The 15,624-nt window shown below is 32.5% G+C and carries 14 protein-coding genes; 9 read left to right on the top strand and 5 right to left on the bottom strand.

What is annotated here, in order from left to right; all coding sequences use genetic code 11:
- Positions 1-11: 11 nt before the first annotated feature.
- The 3 genes from lipA to CDH49_RS04825 are packed head-to-tail and all read left to right on the top strand — an operon-like array spanning position 12 to position 4,181.
- Complete coding sequence (gene lipA, locus CDH49_RS04835; RefSeq protein ID WP_100614244.1) at positions 12-893, top strand: lipoyl synthase; 882 nt, start codon at positions 12-14, stop codon at positions 891-893.
- Positions 894-895: 2 nt separating this feature from the next.
- On the top strand, positions 896-1,912 hold the full coding sequence (gene gap / locus CDH49_RS04830) for a type I glyceraldehyde-3-phosphate dehydrogenase (RefSeq protein ID WP_100614243.1): 1,017 nt from the start codon (positions 896-898) through the stop codon (positions 1,910-1,912).
- A 28-nt stretch (positions 1,913-1,940) separates the two neighbouring features.
- Positions 1,941-4,181, top strand: a complete 2,241-nt coding sequence (locus tag CDH49_RS04825) for an ATP-binding protein (RefSeq protein WP_100614242.1) — start codon at positions 1,941-1,943, stop codon at positions 4,179-4,181.
- Here the strand turns inward: CDH49_RS04825 and lpxK are convergent.
- On the bottom strand, positions 4,171-5,184 hold the full coding sequence (gene lpxK / locus CDH49_RS04820; protein WP_100614241.1) for a tetraacyldisaccharide 4'-kinase: 1,014 nt from the start codon (positions 5,182-5,184) through the stop codon (positions 4,171-4,173). The genes CDH49_RS04825 and lpxK overlap by 11 nt on opposite strands.
- A 52-nt stretch (positions 5,185-5,236) precedes the next feature.
- Here lpxK and CDH49_RS04815 point away from each other — a divergent pair, with 52 nt between their 5' ends.
- From CDH49_RS04815 to CDH49_RS04800, 4 genes are all read left to right on the top strand, one after another.
- Positions 5,237-6,331, top strand: a complete 1,095-nt coding sequence (locus tag CDH49_RS04815; protein ID WP_100614240.1) for a Nif3-like dinuclear metal center hexameric protein — start codon at positions 5,237-5,239, stop codon at positions 6,329-6,331.
- Positions 6,332-6,334: 3 nt separating this feature from the next.
- The gene (locus tag CDH49_RS04810; protein ID WP_100614239.1) at positions 6,335-7,111 is read left to right on the top strand and encodes a zinc ribbon domain-containing protein; all 777 of its coding nucleotides are present in this window, start codon (positions 6,335-6,337) and stop codon (positions 7,109-7,111) included.
- A 124-nt stretch (positions 7,112-7,235) separates the two neighbouring features.
- Positions 7,236-7,892, top strand: a complete 657-nt coding sequence (gene msrA / locus CDH49_RS04805; RefSeq protein ID WP_100614238.1) for a peptide-methionine (S)-S-oxide reductase MsrA — start codon at positions 7,236-7,238, stop codon at positions 7,890-7,892.
- Positions 7,893-7,896: 4 nt separating this feature from the next.
- Positions 7,897-8,565 carry a hypothetical protein gene (locus tag CDH49_RS04800; RefSeq protein WP_100614237.1) on the top strand — a complete coding sequence of 223 codons (669 nt, stop codon included), beginning with the start codon at positions 7,897-7,899 and terminating at the stop codon, positions 8,563-8,565.
- Positions 8,566-8,737: 172 nt separating this feature from the next.
- Here CDH49_RS04800 and CDH49_RS04795 read toward each other — a convergent pair whose 3' ends face one another.
- The gene (locus CDH49_RS04795) at positions 8,738-8,980 is read right to left on the bottom strand and encodes a (4Fe-4S)-binding protein (protein WP_100614236.1); all 243 of its coding nucleotides are present in this window, start codon (positions 8,978-8,980) and stop codon (positions 8,738-8,740) included.
- Between the two features lie 91 nt (positions 8,981-9,071).
- Between CDH49_RS04795 and CDH49_RS04790 the strand changes: the two genes are divergently transcribed.
- Positions 9,072-9,854 carry an SDR family oxidoreductase gene (locus tag CDH49_RS04790; protein WP_100614235.1) on the top strand — a complete coding sequence of 261 codons (783 nt, stop codon included), beginning with the start codon at positions 9,072-9,074 and terminating at the stop codon, positions 9,852-9,854.
- 3 nt (positions 9,855-9,857) lie between these two features.
- Positions 9,858-10,505: an O-methyltransferase gene (locus tag CDH49_RS04785; protein WP_100614234.1), complete on the top strand. Its 648-nt coding sequence runs from the start codon at positions 9,858-9,860 to the stop codon at positions 10,503-10,505.
- Between the two features lie 6 nt (positions 10,506-10,511).
- Here CDH49_RS04785 and CDH49_RS04780 read toward each other — a convergent pair whose 3' ends face one another.
- The 3 genes from CDH49_RS04780 to CDH49_RS04770 all read right to left on the bottom strand — a co-directional run bounded on the left by CDH49_RS04780 (position 10,512) and on the right by CDH49_RS04770 (position 15,599).
- Positions 10,512-12,761, bottom strand: coding sequence for a tetratricopeptide repeat-containing hybrid sensor histidine kinase/response regulator (locus CDH49_RS04780; protein ID WP_100614233.1), 2,250 nt, complete (start codon positions 12,759-12,761; stop codon positions 10,512-10,514).
- 135 nt (positions 12,762-12,896) lie between these two features.
- Complete coding sequence (locus CDH49_RS04775) at positions 12,897-13,184, bottom strand: Sec-independent protein translocase subunit TatA/TatB (protein ID WP_100614496.1); 288 nt, start codon at positions 13,182-13,184, stop codon at positions 12,897-12,899.
- 102 nt (positions 13,185-13,286) lie between these two features.
- Positions 13,287-15,599, bottom strand: coding sequence for a M1 family metallopeptidase (locus CDH49_RS04770; RefSeq protein WP_100614232.1), 2,313 nt, complete (start codon positions 15,597-15,599; stop codon positions 13,287-13,289).
- Between the last annotated feature and the right edge of the window lie 25 nt (positions 15,600-15,624).

The raw sequence follows: 15,624 nt of genomic DNA, 5'->3' as shown, positions 1-15,624 counted from the left end.
TATTTTAAAGTATGAATACCGAAACTATTTCAAGCATTTTACCTGAGGAAAGGTTACCAAAACCTAAATGGTTGCGCGTAAAACTTCCGACAGGAAAAAAATATACGGAGTTAAGAGGCTTAGTTGATAAATACAAATTAAACACTATTTGCACCTCAGGAAGTTGTCCGAATATGGGAGAATGTTGGGGTGAAGGCACCGCTACATTCATGATTTTAGGCAATATTTGCACACGCTCTTGTGGATTTTGTGGTGTAAAAACTGGACGTCCCGAAACCGTAGATTGGGACGAACCCGAAAAAGTAGCTCGTTCCATAAAAATTATGAAAATTAAGCACGCTGTTTTAACAAGTGTTGATAGAGATGATTTAAAGGATATGGGAAGTATTATGTGGGCAGAAACGATTAAAGCGGTTAGACGTATGAATCCTGAAACCACCCTTGAAACCCTTATTCCTGATTTTCAAGGTATAGAACAGCATATAGATAGAATCATTGATGTTGCGCCCGAAGTGGTTTCTCATAACATTGAAACTGTGAAGCGTTTAACAAGAGAAGTTCGCATTCAAGCAAAATATGAAAGAAGCTTAGGGGTTTTAAAATATTTAAAACAACAAGGACAACGAAGAACAAAATCGGGCATTATGCTTGGATTGGGTGAAACCAGGGAAGAAGTTATTGAAACCCTTCATGATTTGAAAGAAAATGATGTTGATGTAGTAACTATTGGCCAATATTTACAACCAAGTAAAAAACACTTGCCTGTAAAAGAATTTATAAATCCAGACCAATTTAAGGAATACGAAACCATTGGTTTAAGCTTGGGATTTCGCCATGTAGAAAGTAGTGCCCTTGTACGCTCATCTTACAGAGCCCAAAAGCATATAGAATAACTATGGTACGTGTAGCTATTAACGGCTTTGGACGAATTGGCAGACGTGTTTTTAGGTTACTTCAAGATTACAATAACATTGAGGTTATTGCAATAAATGATTTAGCGGATTCCAAAACCCTTAGCCATTTACTCAAGTATGACAGTATCCATGGTATTTTTAATGGAACCATTTCACATGATGATCAACATATCATTGCAAACCATAAAAAAGTTACTTTGATAAATGCCAATCATCCAAAAAATATCGATTGGAAACCCTATGAGATAGATTTTGTTATTGAATCAACTGGTAAATTTAAAACTTCAAAAGATTTACAATTTCATATAAACAATGGCGCTAAAAAAGTTATTTTAAGTGTGCCTCCAACAGACGATAACATCAAAACCATTATAATGGGCGTTAACGATGATACTTTGAATGGTAGCGAAGCCATTGTTTCAAATGCTTCTTGCACCACTAACAATGCCGCTCCCATGATTGATATTATCAACAAGCTATGCGGCATCAATCAGGCTTACATAACAACGATTCACTCCTACACAACAGACCAAAGCCTGCACGATCAACCGCATAGCGATTTACGGAGAGCTAGAGCTGCTGGACAATCCATAGTTCCAACAACAACTGGCGCGGCAAAAGCACTGACAAAAATATTTCCAGAACTTTCAAATGTTATTGGAGGCTGCGGCATTAGAGTCCCAGTTGCAAACGGATCTTTAACCGATATTACTTTTAATGTAAAAAAAACCGTTACCATTGAAGATATAAACAATGCTTTTAAAGAAGCATCCTTACATCAATATAAAAACATATTGGAATATACAGAAGACCCAATTGTTTCCATAGATATCGTTGGAAATACACACTCCTGCATTTTTGATTCTCAAATGACATCTGTAATAGGGAGCATGGTTAAGATAATTGGTTGGTATGATAATGAAACTGGGTACTCTAAAAGAATTATTGATTTATTGTGCAATTTATCGGAAAAAAATGATTCTTTATCGGTAAAATAATTATATTTGTTCATTATAGTTGATTGATATGCCTCAAATTAAAAGATACTTATATATTGTAATCATGCTATCGAGCATCAGTATGTGGTCGCAAAAAACGATTGACGACGATCCTGAAATATTACAAAACAATATAGATTATCGTATTTCGCAAGCTGAAATTGATATTGAAAATTACAATTACTTTGAAGCTCAGAAAAAACTAGATGATGCTTTAGGATTAGCTATTAAAGCTGAAAACAATAAAAGCCTCGGCATTATTTACTCCAAAAAAGGTAAATTACAACTTATTATAGAAGAACTAGACGAAGCATTAAAGTCCCTAAACAAAGCTATTGAAGTACAACGTTTTTCAAAAGACAATATCAACCTCGCAAGTTCCTATAAAACATTAGGAGAAGTATATTTAGGCAAAAAAAATTACACCCAAGCTTTAGACTATTTCATTTCGTCTAAGAGTCTCTTTGAACAAGAAGGATTAAACAAAAATTTGTCTGAAACACTTTTTTTGGAAGGGAAAACATATCTTAATCTAGAAAATTACAAACAAGCCAGAGTTTTGTTTGAACAATCTATTGCCCTAGCAAAAAAAGAAAATCTAGCAAAAATTGAAAGTACAGCCTTAGTAAACCAAGGTAAGATTTATGCCGCTTTAGGAGATAATGAAAGAGCATTAACAATAGCCAATGAAGGTTTACAATTAGCTAAGAACAATAATTTCCCAGATGTTCTTAGTGATGCTTACTCTACTTTAAGTGACATCAATCAAAATATTGAAAACTATAAAGCTTCAAATTTTTATTTAAAAGCCTATATAAATTTATCCGATTCTATTGGGTTGGTTAAAAAAGCCAATTTATCGCCTGAAAAGAGATATCAATCCTTAATGAACGATCAAATTGAAAAAAACAAAAAAACAGAAGAAGAATTAGTTGTAGCTAATAGTAGAAATGACTTGGGCACTTTAATTTCTATTTTAAGTGTTGCACTTATAACAATCTTATCATTATTAACGCTTTCACTTTACAAAAACAATAACATCAGGCTAAAAACAAATAACATGCTGCATAAAAAAAATGCAGAACTTATTATAGCCAAGGAAAAAGCTGAATTAGCATCCAAAACCAAAGCTAATTTCTTATCAACAGTAACACACGAGCTCCGAACACCATTGTATGCTGTTACAGGTTTAAGTAATATGTTATTAGAAGAAAATCCAAGGCCAGAGCAAGTACAACATTTAAAATCATTGAAATTCTCGGGCGATTATCTTTTAACATTTATAAACGACATCCTTCAAATAAATAAAATTGAAGCTAATAAAGTTGACATAGATCCAGAATCGTTTAACCTGAAAAAGAAAATAAACAATATCGTTTTAGCATTAAATAACTCGGCGCAAGACAATAATGTTAAAATACATTTTGAATACGATAAGCATTTACCAGAAAACTTCATTGCTGATCAATTAAAAATCTCGCAAATACTAATAAACTTAATTGGCAACTCCATTAAGTTTACTAAAGATGGTGATATTTGGATTAGAGTTTACAAAACGGAGCAAAATGACAACATGTACACCTTACGTTTTGAAATTGAAGATAACGGTATTGGTATAAGCGAAGAAAAACAACAAAACATGTTTGAAAGTTTCTCTCAAGGATCCATTCAAATAAACAGAAAATATGGTGGTACCGGACTTGGCCTTTCTATTGTAAAAGGGTTGATAGATATTTTAAAAGGAAAAATATTCGTTAAAAGTGAACTTGGAAAAGGCACTACATTTTATTTTGAAATTCCGCTTGAATATACCATTCAAAAAGAGAAAAACACACAGGAAGTTAAATCTAATCTATTTGAAAATGCAGAAGATTTGGACTTAACAAGTGTTAGAATTTTAGTGGTTGAGGACAACAAAATCAATCAGATGATTACTAAAAAGATTCTAACAAAAATGAATCTTAAATGTGATATTGTCGATAATGGCGAAGCTGCCGTAGAAATGATTAAAGCAAATAAATTTGATATTATTTTAATGGATATCCACATGCCTGGAATTAGCGGTATCGAAGCCACTAAAATTGTGAGGACTTTTGATAAGGAACTGACCATTTTTGCACTTACTGCTGTTACTATTGAAGACAAAATGCATGAGTTTGAAGAAGCAGGTTTTACGGATATTATACCAAAACCCTTTAAACAAGAAGAGTTTGAGAAAAAACTCTACAACGCATTGGCAGCAAATAAAGATAAATCAGCTACCGCTTAAACTTTTCACAAAAATCCTTTATTAAGGCATTGAATTTTGGTTCATTATCTAAAACAATGTTTATAGGCAAATAAAACAATTTGCTTTTTAAAGATGCAAATTGTTTTAACCTCATAAAATCTTTTTCGGTAGTAATAATCAATTGTTTTGTTTCGAGTTCCTTAATGTCGGTTGCAGAGAAATCATGGTGATCGTTATAATTTAAATGCTCAAATCTCAAATCTTTCTCTTCTAAAAACTGAACTAACGTGCTTGCATTCGCAATACCCGTTACTAAAGTAAAATGTTTTAAATCATTCAGTTTTATATTTCTTTCAACAGAGATCACGTTTTCAGCATAATTTATAAAACTAAAAAAAACATGTTGGTAAGGCTCTATACTTAATTTTTTAATGATGCTTGTTTTATCATTTTCGGCCAAATTCATTGGGCATTTAGTTACAACAATTACATTAGCCCTTTTCGCACCAATTTTGGGCTCTCTCAAATTACCCGTTGGCAAAATAAAATCCTCTGTATACAAATTATTATAGGCAGTCAGTAAAATATTAAATCCTGCTTTTACTTTTCTGTGCTGAAAGGCATCGTCTAATAGGATGACTTCGGGTTTGTTTTGAAGTAATCCTAATTTTTTAATGCCATTATTTCTATCTGAATCAACAGCAACTAAAACATCATTCTTAAATTTACTATAAAACTGAAACGGCTCATCTCCTAAAGTATCTACTGATGATGTTTCATTGCCTAATTGAAATCCTTTTGTTTTACGTTTATAACCACGGCTTAAAGTTGCTACTCTATAATCATACTTAAGCAGTTTAGTTAAATACTCAATCATAGGTGTTTTACCTGTACCACCTACACTTAAGTTTCCAACACATATTATTGGGAAATCATAAGAAACCGATTTTTTAATACCCAAATCGTATAATGTATTGCGCAAACTTGTAACCACATAATAAATAGGCACAAACGGAAACGTTATCTTTCTAATCAATTTCATTACAACAAAGTAAATATTTTATCTTTGTTTAATAATAAAAAATAGCATTTTTATGATTGTTCAAGATGTCATGAAACATTTAGAAGCATTATCTCCTTTAGCCTATGCAGAAGATTTTGATAATGTTGGGCTTTTGGTAGGCCATAAAAATATGCCCATTACAGGAATTCTTGTAACACTAGACACGCTTGAAACAGTTATAGATGAAGCCATAGAAACAAAATGCAATCTCATTGTTAGCTTCCACCCTATTATATTTAAAGGTTTGAAAAAGTTAACTGGCAAAACCTATGTAGAACGTGTGGTAATGAAAGCCATAAAATATGACATTGCTATTTACAGCATGCACACTGCTTTAGACAATGCTTTTCAAGGTGTAAATGATATGATTTGCAATCAGTTGGAGTTAACAAATAAGCGTATATTAATTCCACAAAACCAAACCATAAAAAAACTGACCACTTTTGTTCCAACTAAAGAAGCCGAACAGTTACGAAATGCTTTATTTCAAGCGGGAGCAGGCAGTATTGGTAATTATAATGATTGTAGTTTTAATGTAGAAGGGATTGGCACATTTAACGGCAATGACAATTCCAACCCAACAAAAGGCAAAAAAGGACAAGTTCATTCTGAAAAAGAAACTCAAATAACCGTTACCTATGCCAAACATTTAGAATCACATATTCTTCAAACACTTTTTAAAACACATTCCTATGAAGAAGTCTCCTATGAAATAACAACTTTAGAAAACAAAAATCAGCATATCGGCATGGGCATGATTGGGGATTTAAAAGAAGCCATCGACGAAAAAGACTTCTTGAACTATGTAAAAGTTAAAATGAATACCACACATATTAGGCATTCCCAATTTTTAAATAAAAAGATTAAGAAAGTAGCTGTTTTGGGCGGTTCGGGAAGTTTTGCCATAGAAGCAGCTAAAGACTCTGATGTTGATGCATTTATAACAGCAGATTTAAAATATCATGATTTTTTTATGGCTGAAAATAGGATTCTTTTAGTGGATATTGGACATTATGAAAGTGAGCAATTCACAAAAAATATATTAGTTGCATATCTTACAAAAAAAATCACTAATTTTGCAGTCGTTTTATCAAAGACAATTACCAATCCTGTTAAGTATTTTTAAAGTATGGCTAAAAAAGAACAAACTGTTGAAGAGCGCCTAAGAGCTTTATACGATTTACAACTCATCGATTCACGTATTGATGAAATAAGAAATGTTCGTGGAGAACTTCCATTAGAAGTTCGTGATTTAGAAGATGAAGTTGCTGGACTAAATATAAGATTAGAAAAACTTGTATCTAGTTTACAAGTTATAGATAATGATATTGTTTCTAAAAAGAACCTTATCGAAGAATCTAAATCTTTAATGAAAAAGTATGCTGAGCAACAGAAAAATGTTAGAAATAACAGAGAGTTTAACTCGCTTACTAAAGAAATCGAGTTTCAGGAATTGGAAATTCAATTAGCAGAAAAACATATTAAAGAATATAAGTCTCAAATCGAGCAGAAAAAAGAGGTTATTTCCGAAACGAAAGAACGCCTAAAAGAGCGTGAGAATCACCTTAAACACAAAAAAAGTGAGCTTGATGCTATTCTAGCTGAAACCGAAAAAGAAGAACAAGCTTTAATTGAAAAATCTCAAGATTACAAAGAACAAATTGAAGAGCGTTTAGTTGCTGCTTACGATAGAATTCGTAAAAATGTAAAAAACGGTTTAGCAGTAGTAGCTATTGAAAGAGGTGCTTCTGGAGGTTCGTTTTTTACCATTCCACCACAAATACAAGTAGAAATTGCTTCTCGTAAAAAAGTAATTACAGATGAGCATAGTGGTCGGATTTTGGTTGACGCTGTATTAGCAGAAGAACAAAAAGAAAAAATGGCAAAATTGTTTTCAAAATTTTAATCCGTTAAAAACGATATACTTAAAGCCTTCATAAATTATGAAGGCTTTTTTATTTGTGAAAACTTTCACAATTAAAAATAAAAAGGTTTTCTAACTTTATACGACTAGATAATAAAACTTATTTATGAAAAATATTATTTCAGCTATAGCGCTAACTATTTTATTCAGTTGCCAAAACAAGGCCCAAAACACCCAAAGTCAAAAAGTTACAGACTCTAAACCAGTTCAAGTGCCTATTCAAAATGGCAAAGCACGAGCCTATTTTGCTAGTGGCTGTTTTTGGTGTGTAGAAGCTGTATACGAAAGTATAAAAGGTGTTGAAGAGTCTATAAGCGGATACTCCGGCGGCCATACCAATAATCCAACATATGAAAGCAGCAATACAGGAAGAACCGGACACGCAGAAAGCGTAGAAGTTATTTACGACCCAAAAATAGTAAGTTTTGAAACCTTGGTAGATGCCTACTTTGCCTCTCAAAACCCAACACAGGTTAATGGACAAGGCCCCGATAATGGTTCGCAATATCGCTCTATTATTTTTTATCAAAACGAGGAGCAAAAACAAATCATTTTAAAAAAGAAAGAAGCCTTAGCTAAAAAATTAAATGCAAAAATTGCTGCCGAGGTTTACCCTTTCCAGAAGTTTTGGATTGCTGAAGATTACCATCAAAATTATGAAAAGCTTCACCCAAATAATAGTTATATAAGAAACGTGTCTATTCCCAGATTGAAACGTTTTCAAGCTAATTTCCCAAAAGAATTACTAAAAGAAAATCACTAAATCAATGAAAAATGCTATTCTAATTATCTTAACAATACTATGCGTTTCTTGTAACAAAAACCAAAAAAACGTAAGTGAAACCAAAGAATTGACCATAGCTGAAAAAATTGCTAATGCGCATGGTTACGTACATTGGAAAAACGTTTCAAAAATCGAGTTTACTTTTAATGTAGATAAAGACAGTAGCCATACCGAACGCTCATGGATTTGGGAACCAAAAAGGAATAACATATCTTTTTTAGCAGATAAAGATTCCATTGTCAATTATAACAGAACCAAAATAGATTCAACAAAAATAAATCTAGATAAAAGCTTTATTAATGATAAGTTTTGGCTGCTCATACCATTCCAATTGGTATGGGACAAAAACACAACCATTTCTGAGCCCATTAAAACCGAAGCACCTATAAGCAAAACACAAATGAATAAAATTACATTAACGTATCCAAATGATGGTGGTGGCTACACTCCTGGTGATGCTTACGATTTATATTATGGAGACGATTTCCTAATAAATGAATGGGTTTTTAGAAGAGGGAATGACGAAAACCCATCATTAGCAAATACCTTTGAAACATACCAAGTTTATAACGGCCTTAAATTAGCGACTGAACATAAAATGGCTAATGGTATGAATATTAACTTCACTAATATAAAAGTAACAGTAAAATAATCCAAATTTAAACTTCAATCGTATATGAAGTAAAATATCCCGCTTTAAGCGTCTATATATATTTAAAAGCTCTTTAACCTATAGTTAAAGAGCTTTTCTTTTTCAACCTATAAATATCGCACTAAAGCTTGTTTTAAATCATTTAAGCACCATTTCCAATACTCTAATCTGATTACAAATGCTCCGCTTCTTTATGAACTTCTCCATTCATATAATAACCCAACGCACCAGAAGGGCATAGCTTTATTTGATTCACCAAGGCTTCGGTTGACGCAGCATCTATAGTAATCCAAGGGCGTTCCCTAGGTTTAAATACCATTGGTAATCCTTTGGCACAAATTGCAGAATGTATACATTTCTCTGGCTCCCAAGTTATGGTAACTTCCCCGTTTGAGTATTCTTTGATTTTGTCCATTTTTAAAAATTTAAATAAATATACAAAAAATGAATATGGAAGTAAAGGTAAATTCTACTGACCATTTCTTATTTTTGTTGTAAACAAAATTATGAATTTAAACTTAAAAAATAAGTATGCTTTAGTTTGCGGAAGCACACAAGGCATCGGAAAAGCTACAGCAATAGCATTAGCTTTTGAAGGTGTCCATGTTACTTTGGCAGCTCGAAATGAAGAAAAATTAAAGCAAGTTTTATCGGAATTGCCGAATCCAGAAAATCATACTTATATTGTAGCAGACTTTTCAAATCCGGAAGATTTACATTCCAAAGTGGTTTCATTCATTCAAAAAAACCATGGATTTCATATTTTAGTCAATAATACCGGTGGCCCTAAAAGTGGTGCTATTTTGGATGCTTCGATTTCAGAATTTGAAAATGCCTTTACTCAACATATAAAGTGCAACCATTTATTGGCTCAAGCACTTATACCTTTTATGAAAACGGAAGGCTTTGGCAGAATCATAAATATCATTTCAACTTCTGTTAAGGAACCCATTCCCGGACTTGGTGTTAGCAATACTATAAGAGCAGCCGTTGGTAATTGGAGTAAAACCCTATCTAGTGAAGTTGGAGCTTTGGGAATTACGGTAAACAATGTGCTTCCTGGTTTTACCGATACCGAACGCATTGCTGAAATAATAAAAATAAAGGCAAAAAATGAAGGCATTTCCATTGAAGAAATGACTACAGCAATGAAAAACTACTCGCCAGCAAAACGATTTGCAACACCTGAAGAAATTGCAAATGCTGTTGTTTTTTTAGCAAGTGAAGCCGCCAATTACATAAACGGTATTAACTTGCCTGTTGATGGCGGCAGAACAAAAAGTCTTTAAAATATGTATTTCATCCCAGAAGCATTAGATGATTATGTTGTAAAACATTCTGAAGACGAACCAGAACTATTACAACAACTTAGTAGGGAAACCTATCAAAAAATATTGCAACCACGCATGCTAAGTGGGCATTATCAAGGGAGATTGCTTAGTATCATTTCTAAATTGGTAAATCCGAAAAACATTTTAGAAATTGGCACTTATACGGGTTATTCCGCTTTATGTTTAGCTGAGGGCATACAAACTTCAGGAGAATTACATACTATAGATATTAATGAAGAGTTAATTGATTTTCAAAGGAAATATTTTGATAAATCCAATTACGGAAAACAAATTTTTCAGCATTTAGGAAACGCCTTGGAAATTATACCAAAATTGAATAAAACATTTGATTTGATTTTTATTGATGCCGACAAGGACAATTACCCAAACTATTTTAATGTCATTATTGACAAACTGAACATTGGAGGCATATTATTATCTGATAATGTTTTATGGAGCGGCAAAGTCATTGAACCTATTAAAAAAGATGACACATCAACCAAAGCGTTATTAGAATACAATACACTTTTAAAAGAAGACAAACGTATAGAAACGGTTATTTTGCCTATAAGAGATGGTTTAACCATAAGTAGGAAAGTAACGCTATAACACCTTTTAAGAAGCCTTGATAAATTTAGTAATGTCTCTCTGTTTATTAATATTGGCTGAAATAATTTGATAAAACTCATAATTATCAAATGGCTTGGTAATTATATCATCATAACCTATATTTTTATGATCTTCTTTCACCTCTTCAATGTCTGCGGCCGTTAACGCGATAACAGGGATGGTATCATTAAATTTTCTAATGGCCATAGTAGCCTCATTTCCATTCATTAAAGGCATATTGATGTCCATTAAAATAAGGTCGAAATTATTATTTTTTATTTGCTCAATGGCTTCCAGTCCATTATTAGCTATGGTACATAAATAGCCCTCTTTATTTAGCAAGTTTTTTGTTACAATCTGGTTTATTTTATTGTCTTCTGCAACTAAAATTCTGTACTTTTTACTTCCAGAAATGATGTTGTTTTGTTTATTATCAGAATCAGAAATAGCATTTGTTCTACTATTATCTATTTCAAAATTCACGTTAAAGCTAAATTTCGATCCTTTACCCACCTCACTTTCAAGTTCAATTTTACTTTCAAACAATTCAATTAATTTTTTCGTTATGGAAAGCCCAAGACCAGTACCTTGATAATTAAAATTGCTTTCGTCTTCCAATTGTGAGAAGTTATTAAATATGGTTTTAAACTTTTCTTCAGGTATGCCTATACCATCATCTTCTACTTCAAAACGCAATCCAACCTGGTTATTATCCAAACTCATTAATCTCGCTCTTAAATTAATAGTGCCACTTTCGGTAAATTTTACGCTGTTACCAATTAAATTAATTAAAACCTGGGATAACCTAACACTGTCACATTTAATATATTCTGGCACATAGCTATCAATGTAGATTTTAATTTTGTTATTGGTTTCTTGAAGCCTGTATTCAAACGTATTCGCTATACTTTCCAACAGATCTTTTACATTGACGGATATATTTTTCAATTCTACTTTTTGGTTTTCCATTTTACTTACTTGTAAAATATCGTTTATTAGATTTAAAAGATAGTCCCCCGAATATTTTAAAGATTTCAACAATTTAGTATCTCTATAACTTAAATTATTATTGCTAAGCAAAAGTGATGTGATGCCCACGACACCGTACAGAGGGGTTCTTAATTCGTGTGATACATTAGAAATAAATTTTGATTTCAATTCAGAGGATTTCAGAGCTTGTTCTTTGGTTCTTTCCAACTCCATATTACGTATCTCCAGAGTTTTGCTTAGTTTTCTTTTGGAAGTGTAACTTACATATAATGTAATTAATGAAGCGAACAACAATAATAATGTTATGGAAATAATAAGGTTTACCATTTTAATCTTATTATTTGCTTGTTGTTGCTCTAATTTTTCAATATTAGCAAGATGCGCATTGTTTTTATAATCTTCAATAAGAAATTTGGATTTAGTAACTAAATCTTTTTTTAATTCCTCTTCGTTTAAAAACCTATCTCTATAATTATTATGTTTTAATAAAGCTATGTAAGCATCTTCATTATTTCCCGATTTAGCTGACGACAAAGACAACTCCTCGTAGGCTTTACTTAAAAGTTTTAGATTTTTATTGTCTTCTTCCAAAAACGTTATGGCTTCTTTAAATCTTGAATTTGCATTATTATATAAATCTTGCTTAACAAAATAAAGTCCGTATATGTAATTGAAATACCCATTAGAATAAGTGCTTGCTGTATTGCTTTTTAAATTCTCTTCAATCTTCAGCAAACTAATCAATGCTTGTGCTAACTGATTATTATTTATATATGCCTCACTTAAATTGATTCTAACATCAAATAAAAAAGCTTGTATTTGTTGCTTTTCATTGTCGTTAACAATATTTAAACCATATTTTAATGCATTTTCAAAGTATGAAATAGCATTTTCAAATGCGTTATTACTTTTATACAGCTTCCCTAAACTTATGTAAGCATTAGCAATTAAATGATCATCCTTGGCATACTTTGCAGATTTCAACATAGCCTTATAGCAATTTTCTGCTGCATTATCATTTTGCATCAAAATATAAATATTGCCCAAACTATAATTTGCAATGGCATTCCCATAATCATCCTTAATGGTTTCTGATAAAGCTTTTGCTTTATTAAAACCATTAAAAGATTTTACAATATCATTATTATCGTAATAAATTAAAGCAGTGGAGTTTATACTATCAATTTGTTTGATAATTTCTCTATCCCTTTGACCAAAGGTCAACGAAGTAATGGATAGAAAACAGATTAGTAGATTAGTTTTCATTTATTTGCAAAATTAGATTTGGGATTACCAAAGTATTTTATTTTACAAACAGGTTTAAAAAAAGTCGTTAAAACGTCCCTTAAAAAAGTTTAATAGATGAACGGCGCTATAAATGGGAAGAAAAATAAAACTAATTTAAAGCTTTCGCTTTACTGAACCTGTAAAATCATCTAGATTCTCTTTAGCTTCATTAAGCTCTTTGGTGATATCGGTAGTGATATTGGTATCAATACCATTTCTTTCAGCGGTTTTGGTTATTTCATGTTTAATGTCGTTGGTAGCGTCTTTAAGAACACGCATGCCTTTACCAAGACCTCGCGCGATTTCAGGTAACTTATCGGCACCAAAAACCATAATGGCGATAAATAGTATAAATGCTATTTCGCCACCGCTAATAAATAATAATGTAGGTTGTAATATCACGTTACAAATATATGAAGTTGCAACAACACAATAAAAAAAATCTTGTTTATTAATAAAAACATTAACAAACAAGATTTTATAAAATAAATAGGTAATACAAAACTAACTTCCTACCTTCTCTTTAAATGCATCGAAATCACTTTCTTGGACCTGTTTGGGCCATGAATTGTTTGACGTATCAATATCAGCGGTTTCTAAATTGGGATCTATAATAATGCTAATAATTTCTTTATCGGATGCTATTGCTTTATTAACTTCTTTATCATTGAGTCTCCAAACTTCAGCAGGATAGGTTTCCATTTTTGAAGTTCCATCAACATATTTATACTCAACAATAATAGGCATCACCAAACCTCCAGGTTTCTCAAAAGTTACATTATAAAAATATTTAGGTGCTTTTAACTTGCTGAGTTCTTCTCGAGTAAAATTATTTGTTAAATAATCATTAAGTGCCTTTGAATTATCGGTTAGAGAACCATTTTTAAGAGCATCAGTATAATCTTCGCTTCCTTCTTCAACCAAATAGACCAGAGGGCGTAAATCACTTTCTAAAAGACCTCTTTCTTTCATATAATCCCTCATATACTTATTAGGTTTTGAGGACACATAATATTTTTTCACATCTTTTATGCCAATATCTACCCAATCGGTTGTGTAGAACCAACCACGCCAGTACCAATCTAAATCTAGGGCAGAAGCATCTTCCATAGTACGGAAAAAATCTTCTGGAGTTGGGTGTTTAAATTTCCATCGATTGGCATATTCCTTAAAAGCATAATCAAAAAGTTCGTGTCCCATAACCGTTTCCCTTAAAATGTTAAGAGCGGTTGCTGGCTTATAATAAGCATTATTACCGAGTTCTCTTGTTGCTATATTCTGCCCCTTAGACATAATTGGATTTATGAAATCTTGGTCTCCAGACATATAAGGAATAATTAAAGGTGCCGGACCAGCATCTGAAGGGAAATTTTTGTGTTGGGGCGACAGGGCGGAAGGATAATTTTTCCCAAACTCCTGTTGGGCCAGATATTCAAGAAAGGTATTAAGTCCTTCATCCATCCAAGCCCATCTTCGCTCATCACTATTAACAATCATAGGGAAAAAATTATGGCCAATTTCATGTACAATGACCCCAAACATACCATACTTCACACGGTCGCTATAGGTACCGTCTTCATTTGGTCTACCATGGTTCCAACAAATCATGGGATACTCCATGCCTTGGTTATGGGCATGCACCGATATCGCCTTGTGGTATGGGTAATCAAACGTCATATTAGAATAAGTCTTTAAAGTACTGGCCACAACCTTGGTTGACCAATCTCCCCAAAGAGGATTACCTTCTTTCGGGTACATGGATACCGCCATGACATCTTTATCTCCTATTTTAACGGCCATCATATCGTAAACAAATTTTCTAGAAGTAGCAAAGGCAAAATCACGAACATTTTCTGCATATAATTTCCATGTTTTTGTTTCTGTAGAAAAACTTTTTTCAGCTGCTTCAGCTTCTTTTTGAGTGACAATTAAAATAGGTTCATCATAAGATTTCTTAGCTTGCTCGTAACGCTCCATCATGGTTTTAGAAAAGACATCCTTTCTATTCATCAATACCCCTGTACCGTCCAAAATATGGTCGGCAGGCACCGTAATGTTTACCTCAAAATTCCCAAAAGGCAAAGCAAATTCATCATTACCAAAAAACTGCATGTTTTGCCAACCTTCAACATCGTTATATACTGCCATTCTTGGATAAAACTGACCTATTACATAAACCCTATTACCATCTTTTGGAAAGTATTCATAGCCCGAACGGTCTCTTAAAGGCACATGATCATTTATGTTATACCACCATTTCACATTAAATGAAAATTTATCCCCGGTTTTCATAGGTTTGGGCAATTCAACTCGCATCATGGTATTATTTACCATATATTTTAAAGCTGTTCCATTAGTATCTTTAACCTCTTCAATATTAAAGCCGCCATCAAACGGATCTTTCAAATAATTTTCAACAAATTTGTCTGGAAAAATATAAGGATCGAAGCCAGTTGATTCAATTAAAGGGGTTTGAGAGTTTTTTGACCTCTTATTTTGGTCTAATTGAACCCAAAGATATTTCAGTTCGTCGGGGGAATTATTTGTATAGGTAATAGTTTCAAAACCTGATAGTTTAGTATTTTTATCGTCTAAAACAATATCCATTTTATAGTCGGCCTGTTGTTGGTAATATGCAGGGCCTGGCGCCCCTGATGCCGTTCTGAATTGATTTGGAGACGCAAATTCTTCATCTAACTGCCGAAACTTATTTGTATTTGTATGTCCGGGTTTTCGTTCGGTTTTCCGTTGTTCTTGGGCAAAAATACCAGTCGCTATAAAGAACAGTATTGAAGTATAATACAGCAATTTTTTCATTATGGTCTAAATTTAATATTGATGA

Origin of the sequence: Confluentibacter citreus, from assembly GCF_002807055.1 — a bacterium.
Classification (GTDB): domain Bacteria; phylum Bacteroidota; class Bacteroidia; order Flavobacteriales; family Flavobacteriaceae; genus Confluentibacter; species Confluentibacter citreus.
This window is presented reverse-complemented; position numbering and strand designations above follow the sequence as displayed.

Bases quoted from the DNA above. Each gene is read 5' to 3' on its own strand.
- lipA (WP_100614244.1), top strand. From the start codon at position 12: ATGAATACCGAAACTATTTCAAGCATTTTACCTGAGGAAAGGTTACCA.
- gap (WP_100614243.1), top strand. From the start codon at position 896: ATGGTACGTGTAGCTATTAACGGCTTTGGACGAATTGGCAGACGTGTT.
- CDH49_RS04825 (WP_100614242.1), top strand. From the start codon at position 1,941: ATGCCTCAAATTAAAAGATACTTATATATTGTAATCATGCTATCGAGC.
- lpxK (WP_100614241.1), bottom strand. From the start codon at position 5,184: ATGAAATTGATTAGAAAGATAACGTTTCCGTTTGTGCCTATTTATTAT.
- CDH49_RS04815 (WP_100614240.1), top strand. From the start codon at position 5,237: ATGATTGTTCAAGATGTCATGAAACATTTAGAAGCATTATCTCCTTTA.
- CDH49_RS04810 (WP_100614239.1), top strand. From the start codon at position 6,335: ATGGCTAAAAAAGAACAAACTGTTGAAGAGCGCCTAAGAGCTTTATAC.
- msrA (WP_100614238.1), top strand. From the start codon at position 7,236: ATGAAAAATATTATTTCAGCTATAGCGCTAACTATTTTATTCAGTTGC.
- CDH49_RS04800 (WP_100614237.1), top strand. From the start codon at position 7,897: ATGAAAAATGCTATTCTAATTATCTTAACAATACTATGCGTTTCTTGT.
- CDH49_RS04795 (WP_100614236.1), bottom strand. From the start codon at position 8,980: ATGGACAAAATCAAAGAATACTCAAACGGGGAAGTTACCATAACTTGG.
- CDH49_RS04790 (WP_100614235.1), top strand. From the start codon at position 9,072: ATGAATTTAAACTTAAAAAATAAGTATGCTTTAGTTTGCGGAAGCACA.
- CDH49_RS04785 (WP_100614234.1), top strand. From the start codon at position 9,858: ATGTATTTCATCCCAGAAGCATTAGATGATTATGTTGTAAAACATTCT.
- CDH49_RS04780 (WP_100614233.1), bottom strand. From the start codon at position 12,761: ATGAAAACTAATCTACTAATCTGTTTTCTATCCATTACTTCGTTGACC.
- CDH49_RS04770 (WP_100614232.1), bottom strand. From the start codon at position 15,599: ATGAAAAAATTGCTGTATTATACTTCAATACTGTTCTTTATAGCGACT.